Source organism: Microbulbifer regidiadema (SeqCode), from assembly GCF_052466995.1.
Genome location: NZ_CP174297.1, coordinates 4,199,057 through 4,211,666, shown reverse-complemented (window position 1 = coordinate 4,211,666; position 12,610 = coordinate 4,199,057). Strand labels below are relative to the sequence as shown.

Annotated in this window: 14 protein-coding genes; 11 read left to right on the top strand and 3 right to left on the bottom strand. The window is 54.1% G+C overall.

Annotation, left to right across the window (positions count from 1 at the left end; all coding sequences use genetic code 11):
- Window positions 1-108: 108 nt before the first annotated feature.
- The 3 genes from ACJJIK_RS18400 to ACJJIK_RS18390 are packed head-to-tail and all read left to right on the top strand — an operon-like array spanning window position 109 to window position 1,117.
- Window positions 109-360, top strand: a complete 252-nt coding sequence (locus tag ACJJIK_RS18400; protein ID WP_444929688.1) for a hypothetical protein — start codon at window positions 109-111, stop codon at window positions 358-360.
- Between the two features lie 39 nt (window positions 361-399).
- Window positions 400-906 carry a hypothetical protein gene (locus ACJJIK_RS18395; RefSeq protein ID WP_444929687.1) on the top strand — a complete coding sequence of 169 codons (507 nt, stop codon included), beginning with the start codon at window positions 400-402 and terminating at the stop codon, window positions 904-906.
- A complete protein-coding gene (locus ACJJIK_RS18390) occupies window positions 875-1,117 on the top strand; it encodes a hypothetical protein (RefSeq protein WP_444943508.1) in 243 nt (80 codons plus the stop codon). Before ACJJIK_RS18395 ends, ACJJIK_RS18390 begins: the two co-directional genes overlap by 32 nt.
- Before the next feature lie 64 nt (window positions 1,118-1,181).
- Here ACJJIK_RS18390 and yghU read toward each other — a convergent pair whose 3' ends face one another.
- Window positions 1,182-2,060 carry a glutathione-dependent disulfide-bond oxidoreductase gene (gene yghU / locus ACJJIK_RS18385; RefSeq protein ID WP_444943507.1) on the bottom strand — a complete coding sequence of 293 codons (879 nt, stop codon included), beginning with the start codon at window positions 2,058-2,060 and terminating at the stop codon, window positions 1,182-1,184.
- A gap of 327 nt (window positions 2,061-2,387) precedes the next feature.
- On the opposite strand from yghU, the gene rsxA reads away from it, so the two are divergent.
- The 7 genes from rsxA (at window position 2,388) to ACJJIK_RS18350 (ending at window position 9,226) form a co-directional block, all read left to right on the top strand.
- A complete protein-coding gene (rsxA, locus tag ACJJIK_RS18380; protein ID WP_444929684.1) occupies window positions 2,388-2,963 on the top strand; it encodes an electron transport complex subunit RsxA in 576 nt (191 codons plus the stop codon).
- Between the two features lie 9 nt (window positions 2,964-2,972).
- A complete protein-coding gene (gene rsxB, locus ACJJIK_RS18375; RefSeq protein ID WP_444929683.1) occupies window positions 2,973-3,587 on the top strand; it encodes an electron transport complex subunit RsxB in 615 nt (204 codons plus the stop codon).
- Window positions 3,588-3,658: 71 nt separating this feature from the next.
- Window positions 3,659-5,710 carry an electron transport complex subunit RsxC gene (gene rsxC, locus ACJJIK_RS18370; RefSeq protein WP_444945085.1) on the top strand — a complete coding sequence of 684 codons (2,052 nt, stop codon included), beginning with the start codon at window positions 3,659-3,661 and terminating at the stop codon, window positions 5,708-5,710.
- Window positions 5,710-6,762 (top strand): electron transport complex subunit RsxD, encoded by a 1,053-nt coding sequence (gene rsxD / locus ACJJIK_RS18365; protein WP_444929682.1) that lies wholly within the window; start codon window positions 5,710-5,712, stop codon window positions 6,760-6,762. Before rsxC ends, rsxD begins: the two co-directional genes overlap by 1 nt.
- A complete protein-coding gene (gene rsxG / locus ACJJIK_RS18360; protein WP_444943506.1) occupies window positions 6,762-7,466 on the top strand; it encodes an electron transport complex subunit RsxG in 705 nt (234 codons plus the stop codon). The genes rsxD and rsxG overlap by 1 nt, the downstream gene beginning before the upstream one ends.
- Window positions 7,466-8,179, top strand: coding sequence for an electron transport complex subunit E (locus ACJJIK_RS18355; protein ID WP_444929680.1), 714 nt, complete (start codon window positions 7,466-7,468; stop codon window positions 8,177-8,179). The genes rsxG and ACJJIK_RS18355 overlap by 1 nt, the downstream gene beginning before the upstream one ends.
- A 333-nt stretch (window positions 8,180-8,512) precedes the next feature.
- Complete coding sequence (locus ACJJIK_RS18350) at window positions 8,513-9,226, top strand: TetR/AcrR family transcriptional regulator (RefSeq protein WP_444929679.1); 714 nt, start codon at window positions 8,513-8,515, stop codon at window positions 9,224-9,226.
- 102 nt (window positions 9,227-9,328) lie between these two features.
- On the opposite strand, the gene ACJJIK_RS18345 is transcribed toward ACJJIK_RS18350, so the two are convergent.
- A complete protein-coding gene (locus tag ACJJIK_RS18345; protein ID WP_444943505.1) occupies window positions 9,329-10,492 on the bottom strand; it encodes an SO2930 family diheme c-type cytochrome in 1,164 nt (387 codons plus the stop codon).
- Window positions 10,482-11,777 carry a parallel beta-helix domain-containing protein gene (locus ACJJIK_RS18340; RefSeq protein ID WP_444929677.1) on the bottom strand — a complete coding sequence of 432 codons (1,296 nt, stop codon included), beginning with the start codon at window positions 11,775-11,777 and terminating at the stop codon, window positions 10,482-10,484. The genes ACJJIK_RS18345 and ACJJIK_RS18340 overlap by 11 nt, the downstream gene beginning before the upstream one ends.
- 216 nt (window positions 11,778-11,993) lie before the next feature.
- On the opposite strand from ACJJIK_RS18340, the gene ACJJIK_RS18335 reads away from it, so the two are divergent.
- Complete coding sequence (locus ACJJIK_RS18335; RefSeq protein ID WP_444943504.1) at window positions 11,994-12,512, top strand: hypothetical protein; 519 nt, start codon at window positions 11,994-11,996, stop codon at window positions 12,510-12,512.
- Window positions 12,513-12,610 lie beyond the last annotated feature (98 nt).

Sequence of the window (12,610 nt, the reverse complement as noted above, 5' to 3'; positions counted from 1 at the left end):
AGCGGCGCTCTGTGCAAACATTGCCTGAAAAAAGCGCTTTTTCAAGTGGGAATCATCGCACGCGACTATAGACTTCCTCGGCAATCCAACCCCGAGAGGAGAACCCCGATGGCAACCGCAAGATCTCCACATACGAACTCCAGTAGGGAGAAGCTGCAACAGGCCTATAATCTTGCAGGAGAGGCGGCATCACAAGCTGCTGGCAGCTTGAAAGAGAGAGCCAAATCCTCGGTAGAATCCCAGAAACAGCGCGCAAGTAACGTTATGGAAAGAGCGGAGTCCTCACTGCGAGAGCGCCCCATTCTCGCCGTTGGCTGTGCATTTGTGGTTGGCTGGGCCATTGCGAAACTGTTTAAGTAGTGCTGTTTTCTTTTTTACGACGGGGAAGGACACCTGCTGATGGGCAATGAAAAAAAGTCCCAAGCGTCTGACTCAGGCGCCGACGCCGCTGCGCAGAAACGCAGCCCGGATCAAGCCTCACCTTCTCCCTCAGAGGAGCCGACTGATGGAGAGGGTGAAAACGGCGTGGAGATAACCCTCGCCCGTGTCGAGGCGACCCTAACCCTGCTGAGCGCATGGCTGGCCAATATCCAGAAACTATTTCAACTAGAACTGGATAGAACCGTCTGTGCCGGCAGGCGTATTATTACTTTGCAACTGATTATCCTGCCGCTGTGGGCGTCCCTGGTTGTCAGCCTCTGCGCCGGTGTCGGGCTTATTGCCTACTATTTTTCCAACTCTATTTATTTTGCTTTTCTGGCCTTTATTCTCGCCCAGGTCGCTATTTTAGCCGGGGTGTTAACCTATCAAAAAAGACTGGCGCCGCTGCTTGGTTTTGAGGAAACCAAACGGCAGGTCAAAGAGGCTTTAAACGATGCCACTGAAATCTTTAAATCGACAAATTGAACAGTGCCGCCTCACTAGCGAGCGACAGAGACTCAGCGTTGTCGCCATCCTAAACCAGCAACAGCAAGATATTGAGGCGCGTATACACGCTATCCCCCTGCCCCTGATGTTGGGGGTAGCACTGGTTGCCGGTTTCGCCGTAGAAAAATTATGGCACCTGCCGCGCACCTCACAAGTTATTCAATTTATAGTGAGTCTGCGGGCTTTCTAATCTCGCCGGCAGTCTGCCTTCCAGTGCCACTCAGCGGTATGGGCACTACTATTTCAGCAACCTGTTAATCCGCTGCCTTGCCGGCAACTTTATCCTCGGTCTTTTCCTCGAAATCACTGGCGTTGTGGCGCTCATGTAATTGTCCGGCGGGCTCGCCCCACACCCGGTTGACCATACGCCCGCGCTTTACTGCGGGGCGCTCAGCGATTTCCGCCACCCAGCGATTGAGATTTTTATAACTCTGGGCGTCGAGAAACTCCGCCGCGCCATAGCCCTCATTGAGAACCAGGGTGCCATACCAGGGCCAGATAGCGATATCGGCAATGGTGTAGTTTCTGCCGGCAATATAGGGGTGCTTGGCCAATTGCTGATCCAGTAGATCCAACTGGCGCTTCACCTCCATCGTAAAGCGATTGATGGGATACTCATACTTTTCCGGCGCGTAGACATAGAAGTGGCCGAAGCCCCCGCCAAGATAAGGGGCGGCTCCCATCTGCCAGAAGAGCCAGTTCAAGGTCTCGGTGCGCTGCTCCGGCGTATGGGGCAGGAAGGCATTAAATTTTTCCGCCAGATACAGCAATATGGAACCGCTCTCAAATACCCGAATCGGTGGCGTGGTGCTGTGATCCACCAGTGCTGGAATTTTAGAGTTCGGGTTTGCCTGTACAAATCCACTGCTGAACTGCTCTCCCTCATTGATACGAATCAGGTGAGCATCGTACTCCGCCCCCTCAAACCCCAGCGCCAACAGCTCCTCCAGCATCACCGTCACTTTGATACCGTTAGGCGTGGCCAGCGAGTAGAGCTGCATCGGGTGCTGTCCCACAGGCAGCGCTTTATCATGGGTCGCGCCCGCCACCGGGCGATTGATACTGGCAAAAGCGCCCCCGCTGTCCTTATCCCACTGCCAAACTTTAGGTGGGGTATAGGTTTGATTCGACATTAAATAGCTCCAAGTGAAATTAACGTTGTTCTCAACCAAGGGTACCGATCGGTCAATATACTGCATTGCCGATACCCTCTACTTAACAGCAGCGCTCAAACTGGATCACCGATCCTGTACTTGTCACAAACCGAAGCGTGTTCTAAGTCGCCCCTTTTCCCCGCCGCTTCGCGCACAAGTTGAAGCCCCCCAGCGACTCACCCATAATAGCCGCCCAGCGCGGCATTCGACGGTGCTCCCCAGGAAGGTACTAGTCTCACCTAAACGCTGCCGACGCCACTTGCCGCTGTTCGCGCAATCTGCCCTCGGGCTTCAACCGGACTTGTTATGACCGAATTTGCCGTCATTCTGCTCAGCACCATCTTGGTTAACAATTACGTGTTAGTGCAGTTTCTCGGCCTGTGCCCGTTTATGGGGGTCTCCAATAAACTGGAGACCGCTGTGGGTATGGCCGGCGCTACCACTTTTGTACTTACCTTGGCCTCTATTTGCTCGTACCTGGTCAACACTTACCTGTTGGCGCCCTTTGGTATTGAGGACCTCCGCACCATCTCGTTTATATTGGTGATTGCTGTCGTCGTACAGTTCACACAGATGTTTATCCAGAAAACCAGCCCGCTGATGTACAAGGTGTTGGGGGTTTTCCTGCCGCTGATTACCACCAACTGCGCCGTCTTGGGTGTCGCCCTCCAGAACACCATGAAGGCACATACGTTTATACAGTCGACCCTCTATGGGTTTGGTGCCGCAGTGGGCTTCTCCCTGGTGCTGATTTTATTTTCCTCGATGCGCGAGCGCCTCGCCGCCGCCGATGTCCCGCTGCCATTTCGCGGTGCCGCGATCGGCATGGTCACCGCCGGGCTGATGTCACTGGCGTTTATGGGCTTTAGCGGTCTGGTATAGGGGGTTGTAATGCTGGACTGGATTTCACAAATTTCGCCGCCGCTGCTGATACTCGGCGGTATGGCGCTGGTATTCGGCGCCCTGTTGGGCTTTGCCGCCGTGCGCTTTCGCGTCGAGGGCGATCCACTGGTTGAGCAGGTCGATGCCCTGCTGCCGCAAACCCAGTGTGGCCAATGCGGCTATCCCGGTTGTCGCCCCTACGCCGAGGCGATTGTAAACGGCGACACCATCAACAAGTGCCCGCCCGGGGGCCAAGGCACCATCAATGAACTGGCCAACCTGCTGGATATAGAGCCCATGCCGCTGGACGCCGAACACGGCGTTGAAGATATCAAGAGGGTGGCGTTTATTCGCGAGGCCGAGTGTATCGGCTGCACCAAGTGCATCCAGGCCTGCCCGGTAGATGCCATCGCCGGCGCCGCCAAGTATATGCACACAGTAATCACCGATGAATGCACCGGCTGCGACCTCTGTGTCGAACCCTGCCCGGTGGACTGTATCGATATGGTGCCTGTGGCGACACCCTTACAAAATTGGCATCCACACAAGCCCAGTGATAGCGCGGCCCTGATCGCCAGCGACCGCCGCGCTATCCAACAGAACACCGGGGGAGGTGCGGTTTGAACTCCGTCGACAGCAAGACACAACAGAGAGAGGCCGTGCAGGAGAGACGCGCGACCCGCGATGCACAGCTGATTGCCAGCGAGAAAGCGCGGGAGCTGCGTCCCAACGACTTTCCCGGCGGCATACACCCTCCCGAAAATAAACACCAGAGCACCGCCGAGCCGATAGGGGTAATCCCCCTCGCCGAAGATTTGATCGTGCCGCTGCTACAGCACTCCGGTGCCAGCGCACAGCCACTGGTAAAACTCGGCGACACGGTGTTGAAGGGGCAAAAAATTGCCGAGGCCGACGGCCTGATCAGCTGTCCGGTTCACGCCCCCAGTTCCGGCAGAGTTATAGCCATAGAGCCCCACCCGGTGCCCCACCCCTCGGGCCTACTGGAAGACTGTATCGTGATTCGCACCGACGGCGAAGATGCCTGGTGCGATCTCAGTCCCTGTGAGGATTACCGCCAGGTTTCCCCTATCGAGCTTCTGGACAAGATCCGCGATTGCGGTATTGCCGGTATGGGCGGCGCGGGGTTCCCTACCGCCGTCAAGTTGGACCCCCACGGCGGCGCCGAAATTGACACTCTGATTATCAATGGCACAGAGTGCGAGCCCTATATCACCGCCGACGATATGCTGATGCGCGAGTGCGCCGATGAAATTATTGCCGGCGTCGAGATCCTCGCCCATATCCTCGATCAACCGGAGCGGGTATTGATCGGCATCGAGGACAATAAGCCCAAGGCCATCCGCGCCATGCGCAAGGCCGCCAAGGGCACCCGTTTCGATATCGTGGTGTTTCCCACCAAGTATCCATCCGGGGGCGAAAAGCAGCTGATCCAAATCCTGACCGGCCGCGAAGTCCCCAATAAGGGACTGCCGGCCAACGTGGGGATTGTCTGCCAAAATGTCGGCACCACCCGGGCGCTATACCGCGCCATTCGCTTTGGCGAGCCGCTGGTCAGCCGAGTGACCACTGTGGTCGGCAAGGCGTTGGAGCAACAGCGCAATATCGAGGTGCCGATCGGCACCCCGATACAGCACATCCTCAATTATCACGGCATCCACCGCCGCCTGATGCAAAAAGTCATTATCGGCGGACCCATGATGGGTTATACGATTGACGACCTGAACGCTCCGATCGTAAAAACGACCAACTGCCTGCTGGTGCCCACCTTCGAGGAGCTGCCCCCGGCCCCCGTGGCCCAGGCCTGTATTCGCTGCGGTTTCTGTGCCGAGGCCTGCCCCGCGTCGCTGCTGCCACAGCAGCTCTATTGGTATGCCCGCGCCGATGAGCGGGAAAAGTTGCAGGCGTACAATCTGTTTGACTGTATCGAGTGCGGCGCCTGCTCCTATGTCTGCCCCAGCACCATCCCCCTGGTCCAATACTACCGCGCGGCCAAGGGAGCAATTCGCACCGCTGAAGCGGAAAAGGAAAAGTCCGACCGCGCCCGCGATCGCTTCGAGTTTCGCCAGTTGCGCCTCGAAAAGGCCGAAAAAGAAAAAGAGGCCAAACGCGAAGCCCGGCGCAAAGCCGCCGAGCAGGCGCGTCAGCAGAGGGAGCAAAACCCGGAGTCTGCGGCGGCCAAAGCTGAAAAACAGGAGGCGGACGTTGTCGCCGCCGCCCTGGCCCGGGTCAAATCCCGCCAGGAAGACCCCAAACAGCTTTTGGCCCGTGCCCAGCGCACCTTCTCCAGTGCCCAGAGCCGAGTGGAGCGTATGCGCAACAAGCTGGAAAGCGCCGAGGAAAGCCAGCGCGACCAACTGGCGGCGCAACTCAAAGCCGCCGAGGTGAAGTTGCAGGAGGCGCAGCACAAGTTGACCCTGGCCGAGCGCCGCGCCGACCGGGACAGTACGCGAGAGCCCAATCAGGAAGAGACCAGCGCAGCCGTGCGGGCAATTACCAAAGCCCGCGCCGCCGCAGAGGCGCGCGCGCAGATGAGTGACGCCGATAAGCTCGCCGCAGATATCGAGGCCCTGCGCAAGCGCGTCACTAAAGCCGAAGCTCGCCTACAGAAGGCGCGAGATGAAGATGATGCCAATCTGGGCGCATTTGAAAGCGCGCTGGAAAAGCTACAAGAGAAACTGGAAAACAAAATGCGCGAACAACAAACCGCACAGGACGGAAAGCAATAATGTCTCTGATGCGCGCCACCTCCCCTCACGCCCGTTCCGGCAATGACACCGGCAAAGTCATGCTGCAAGTTGCCGCCGCCACCATTCCCGGTGTGCTGGCCATGGTGATCTACTTCGGTATCGGAGTACTGATCAATATTGCCCTGTGTACCATTACCGCGCTGCTGTGCGAAGCGGCGGTGATGAAACTGCGCGGCAGGCCGGCGGCCTTCTACCTGCGGGATTACAGTGCTTTTGTCACCGCACTACTCCTCGGCATCGCCCTGCCCCCCTACTGCGCCTGGTGGCTGCCGCTGGTGGGTACTGCGGTGGCGATCATACTGGCCAAGCACCTGTATGGCGGCATGGGCTACAACCCATTCAACCCCGCGATGGTGGGCTATGTTGTCTTGCTGATCAGTTTCCCGGTAGATATGACCCGCTGGGTGGGCGCCGCCGAGGTTATCGGTGGCACGCCCAGTCTGGAGGAGGCCTTCTCCCTGGTGATCGGCAGCTATAACGTCGATGGCTTTACCCGCGCAACCCCGCTTGAAATTGTGCGGCTCAACGAATCACTGCTGTTATCCCAGCTCTATGAACTGGAGCCCGTTCTCAACCAGGGCACTTTTGCCGGCATCGGCTGGGAGAGCGTCAGCTTCGGTTTCCTGCTCGGCGGCCTGTTTTTACTATTTCGCGGCATTATTACCTGGCACGCGCCCGTTGCCATGCTGGTTACACTGACGCTGATTTCCCTGTTTTTCTACGACAGTGGCAGCTCTCTGTCAGAGGGCTCCCCGCTGCTGCATTTATTTTCCGGCGCCACCATGCTCGGGGCCTTTTTTATTATCACCGACCCGGTCAGCGGGGCTACCAGCAATCGGGGGCGGCTAATTTTTGGCGCCGGTGTTGGCGTGTTAACTTATATCATCAGGGCCTGGGGAACCTACCCGGATGCGGTGGCCTTCGCCGTGCTGTTGATGAACTTTGCCACACCCACCATCGATAATTACACCCTCCCGCGCACCTATGGTCACAAGCAGCGCCGCCGCGCCACCGACCTGGAGGAACACTGATGCTCAAGCAATCGATGGCCTCCAACGCCGCCGTGCTCACAGTGATCGCCCTGGTCACGGCCGGCACTCTGGCGGTGACGCAAATTACCACCCGCGAACCGATCAAGAGAGCCATTCGCGAGGCCTCGGCAAAAGCACTGTTGGAAATTATCCCGCTGGAGCGCCACAGCAACGATATGCTGGTGGACACCTACCCAATCCCAAGGTCCTACTGGAACCAGCTGGGCCTCAAACAGGGCGGAGATATCAATCTCGCACGGGAGGAGGATGGCAAAGTTTCTGCGGTGATTGTTCCTGCGGTCACGCCCGATGGCTACTCGGGGCCGATTAAAATGCTGGTCGGTATCAACCGCGATGGCACTATCGCCGGAGTGAGGGTGACAGGCCACACTGAAACCCCGGGACTCGGCGATAAAATCGAGCTGAAAAAAAGCGACTGGGTGCTGCAATTTGACGGCCTGTCTCTACAAAATCCGCCCTCGGCTGACTGGAAAGTAGAAAAGGATGGCGGTGTTTTCGACCAATTTACCGGCGCCACAATTACTCCCCGCGCCATCGTCAATGAGGTGCACCAGGTGCTTGAATTTGTCAGCCTGCATCACGAACAGATATTTAATGCGCCAATGTCCCAGCGAGCCGTAGAGATTGAGACTTCTGCAATCGATTCAGAACAAGAGCCGACGGCGGTTAAGGAGCAAAACTGATGGCAACTCCCGGCTATACGGAAATCGCCCACAACGGGCTGTGGAAAAATAACCCGGCACTGGTACAGCTACTCGGGCTCTGTCCGCTGCTGGCAGTCACCGGTTCCGTGGTTAACGGCATTGGCCTGGGCCTGGCCACCACCGTCGTTCTTATCGGCTCCAATCTGGCGGTATCCCTTATTCGGCGACAAATTCCAGATACGGTCCGATTGCCGGCCTCGGTGATGATTATCGCCACCTTCGTGACCTGCGTTGAGCTGCTGATGAAGGCCTATACCTACGAGCTTTATTTAGTGCTGGGTATTTTTATCCCCCTGATTGTCACCAATTGCGCAATTCTGGGGCGGGCAGATGCCTTCGCCAGTAAAAACCCGGTACTCCCCTCCTTGATGGATGGGCTGATGATGGGGGTCGGTTTCACTGCGGTGCTGATTGTTATTGGCGCGATAAGAGAAATCCTGGGGCAGGGCACACTATTTTCAGATATGGATTTATTATTTGGCCCTATCGCCAAAGACTGGAGCCTCTCTGTATTTGGCGGCGACTATCCCGGCGTTCTCGTCGCCGTGCTACCGCCCGGTGCCTTTCTGGTCGCCGGCTTATTAATTGCGGGGAAAAATGCCATTGATATCGGCATTGAGAGACAGAAAAGCCAAAAAATTAAAATTATTCCCGGCTCAAAACGTGTGCGTGTTACTGGAAAAATTTCTTAAAGAAACACCTCGCTAATCAATTAAATTCTGCAATCGAGGGAAAATTAAATTTACCCCTCGATTGCAAAACTCTGGCTATTTCACCAAAAGCCAAAAACCGATCCTCCTCGGCCGCCTATTTCCTGTTAATTTTTCACTTTTTACGTTTTTAGAGTGATATCCGTCAGCCATTAAACCCGGCTATTTAACCTAATTACGCTATACCGGTGTAATTTTCGTGTAATCAAATGTAATAGCGTTATTCCCTTTTTTTAATTCTGTTTCGCTAGAATGGCACGGCCGAACAGCTTCACCTTGCTATCGGTGCCAATGCAATAAGATAGGGATAACGCTATGACTGTAGACACCGGAAAGTCTGAACTGGTCTACCACGGCCGCCGAGCCCAACGCGCAGATAGCCGTTTGCGACGCAAGGCGATTCTAGAGGCCACTCTGAGACTGATCGTTAAAGAAGGTATCCGCGGAATCCGGCACCGTGCCGTAGCCCGCGAAGCTAACGTTCCTCTCGCCGCGACCACTTATTATTTCAAAGATCTAAATGACCTGATCAGCGATTCATTTACTTATTTCGTTGAACAGGGGCTCGAAGCTACCCGTCAATTACAGGAAGAGAGCTTTAGTGCTGCACGCAACTTATCGGCACAAGAACGAGCCTCGCACAGCAGCCGTAAACTGCTGATTCAGCAATTGACTCACTTTATTCTTACTCATATTCGCACGCAGTCTGAAGATCGCGATCGCAGATTGGTTGAGCTGGCATTCCGCAATGAAGCGCTGCGCAATGAGCAATTAACCCGCGCGGTGCGGATGGCCAATCACGCTAGAGAATCCCTGATTAAGGAATTCTTCCAGCTGCTGGGTCTGTCTGATTCTGAAGCCGCTGCGCAAATTGCCCACGGTACGATTCTGAACCTTGAGTATGAAATTTTGAGCGGTGCCATTACTCTGGACTCACCGCTACTGGAACGCACTGTCACCCTGATGGTCAACGGATTGATTCCAGCCGCAACTGCAAACGCAGTGGCTGAAACCGCAGCATACGGCTGATTGCTACAGAATTTTCCGTCTCCAGGAAACGGGTATGGAGTTGTCCCCTCCATACCCAACTTCTCCTCCCGGCAAGCGCCGCTTTATTTTCCCAGTGCTTAATTAAATACAGCTCCCCGATAGAGAACTCACCCACTGCCTCAGCAGTTCCACGCCCTCCTTATGCACAAGACTTCTCCCCAATTCCGGCATCATCGCTCCCGGCGCAGTGGACGCCACACGAAAGTTCAGGATCGAGTTTTCAGGCTCTCCCGGTACTATGGCGAATAAGTGCCCGCCACTACCCGTACCTGCGGCGATCGGCGGCTTGCACAGTCCCAGCTTGCGCCAGTCGCTCTCCCCGCGATGTAGCATCAACCCGGAAGTATCTGCCGGTCCGCTGGGGTTGTGGCAGTGACCGCAGTTAATATCCAAATACGCTCTGGCGCGATCCTCCAGCGGCACCGTTAAATCATCGATACTGGCATTTCGCGGCAGGCGCTCCAGTGCTGGCACACCGCGTAAAAATCCTATTTTTTGCCAAAATAGCAGCTGATTTTCTGCCCCACCGGGATAGGGGTAATCCCTATTCAGATGGCGCGCCTTGGGCCCCAGCGGAGAGATCACTCTCTGGGTAAACTTTTCCGCATGGCAACCCGCACACTGGTTGGCATCGGGCACCACATAGGTCAGCTCTTCGCTGCGCCCATCCCCGCTGACCAATTTGAAACGCTGCACATCGCCAGCAATCTCAAGGGTTGCCTCCGTCTGCGCATCGTTCCACACATAGGGCAGCGCCTGCCAATTGTCTTGTCTGCGGATTAAAAGACGGGTTTCTACCAGGCGAACGCGTTTTAGATCGAGAACCTCACCGAAACGCCCCTCGACATAGTCCCCGGAGAAGTCACCGGTGCGTTGCAGCGCACCGCTGCTATCCTGCGGGTAGTAAAAGGTCTTCGTTAGAATAGTGCCCACAGGGTAATCAAATTGCTCCACCCCATAAAGAGCAGCGCTTCCCTCAGGTAGCCAAACTGTTCTGAATTTATGTGCGTAGTCAGTAAATAAGCCGGTATTCAAATCGTAGGGCACTGCCCTTGCTGTGGGAAAGAGCGTGTCCTTTTCCAGTTTCAACAACTTCCACGCGCTTAGTTGCTCAGGAATACTCTCTGCGGGGAATAAATGCGCATCACTGCGCAACAGGTCACACCCGGACAGGCCGAGCAGCAATACAAGGCCCAGTGTGGTTAAAACTCGCGGAGTTTGCCACCGCTGTGCACTACTCTTCATTGGCAGCCTCTAATACCGCTAAATGGGTATCAGACGCCCGTTCGGTGTCGAACTCCAAAACCACCTTGGCGAGCTTACTCAAGTGACAGCGATGGGGTGCTATATCTGTACTGATATTCTTATAGTTATTGAGCGCATCGACATTGAGAATACCGGCCGAACCATTATCAATACACAGTTTCAATTCATCCGCCAGATGACCGTCAAGCAATTTTTCCGGGTCGACAGCGCCATCCCAAAGAATGTCCGGTAGAGCCCCCGATACGCCAAACCGGGCCAGCTTCAAAGTCTTCAACTGGAAGTGATCCGGCGCAGTGCCACCACCGGAAAAATTATTGGCATAGATGTAAATTCCCTCGGGATAGGGATCAAAATCTACCTGTGTAGATTTATCACTATAATAGCCAGCGGTAAAATAACTGCTAATTAAAATATTGGCGGTATTGTTGTCGGCGATGTTATTTTTAAAAATTTCCACACGGTCATTTGAATTGACAACCACTCCCGAACCTGCGGGCACGGCGGCAACCGCCGTACCTTTGTGGGCAAAATTAGCCGTATTGTTATTCTTTATCGTATTGTGATAGATACGAGTGCTATGCCCCGGCTGTGGAAGGTTGGGCATATTAAAAACAAGTATTCCCCCCGTATTATTGACCGCAACATTATTGTACACATCCGCAGCGATGGTATTTTCCACCTCGATACCCGCCACATTAAATTCCGCACGACTATTGCGCACAATAACATTCTGCGATTGTCCGACATAAATACCGGCATCTGAGGCGCCAATAGCCACAACGCCATCAATCAAGGTGTTTTTAGTCTGCACCGGATAAATACCGTAGGCACCATTGCGGGTGGACGGGCCGTTGGTCCACTCGACCCGCACATCCCTGATCACGATGTTCTCGCCCTCGTTAACTTTTAAGGCGTCCCCCAGCGTATCTTCAATCGCCAAATTCTCAATAGTGAAATCACTGGCATTCACCAAGATCCCTTCAGCCCCCTGAATTTGTCCCTTAAAGGAGAGAATCGTTTTATCCATCCCCGCCCCGCGCAGCGTTACCCCATCGACATTCAGGGACAAGCTGCGGTTAATGGGAAATTTTCCTGCGGGAATATCGATAACATCCCCGGCCTGCGCAGATATCATCTTTTTCAGCAGTTGCTTCTGGAAATCCACACCACTCAGGCCATTTTCCACCCCCGATTCAGACCGCTCGGCACAACCCAGAAAAACGCCAACAAACAGAAACACCCCTATATAAGCTAAAACCTTCATAGCTATACCTTTTATATAATTTATTGTTAATAAAGCTACCCAACCTTAAAATGGTACTTCTGTGCCAGTTTTGAGGCAAAAACCGGACTAAAAACACATTTTGATACTATCCAACCAACATCCCAGCTTCAAGGCACTACTATGATTACAGCAGATTGCTCTTATGGGCAATTTGACTGGCGCCGACGGGCAATATCAATAATCTAATGAAATAAAATGGACATTGCTTTAATTAAAAAGTATTACCTGTTGTATTTCCTGATATATGCGCTGCATATCCCCACCACTGCCGCAGAAACCATAGCCATACAGATTTCTGCACGCAATGGTTCAAATCTTTATAGTGAACAAGTTCTCAGTAACCGTGCACTGCCGCCAAAAAACCAACCTATTTATATCAAGATGGCATCGAATAAATTTCAGGCGATAAAGTGTAAAGGCGCTTGGGGAGCGACAAAGTACGAGGTGTCATTAATTGAGGGGCCGGGTTTTAAACTCTATCAGGACGATAAGCAGCTGACGATCCAGGTTATTGAGCACCGGGTGATCAACGCCGATTCGATCATCAATGCCATCAGCATACACTGCATCGATGCTGAGCCCAAGCAAACCATAACCTCGATCGCAGAAGTGGTCATCGACAGAGCGAAAAACTCGGAGGAGATATTAGAGTTTGATAACGGCTATACCCTATCCTACCAATACTCAGTCACAGAAAAAAATAGTGATAGCTAGTGTACTGTATTAAATAGATTACTGAAAAGGTAAGCCCTTTGGCATATTTAGACACTAAGCTTCCACAAGCGGCAGAAAATTTTTGGGTTGTTCACCTG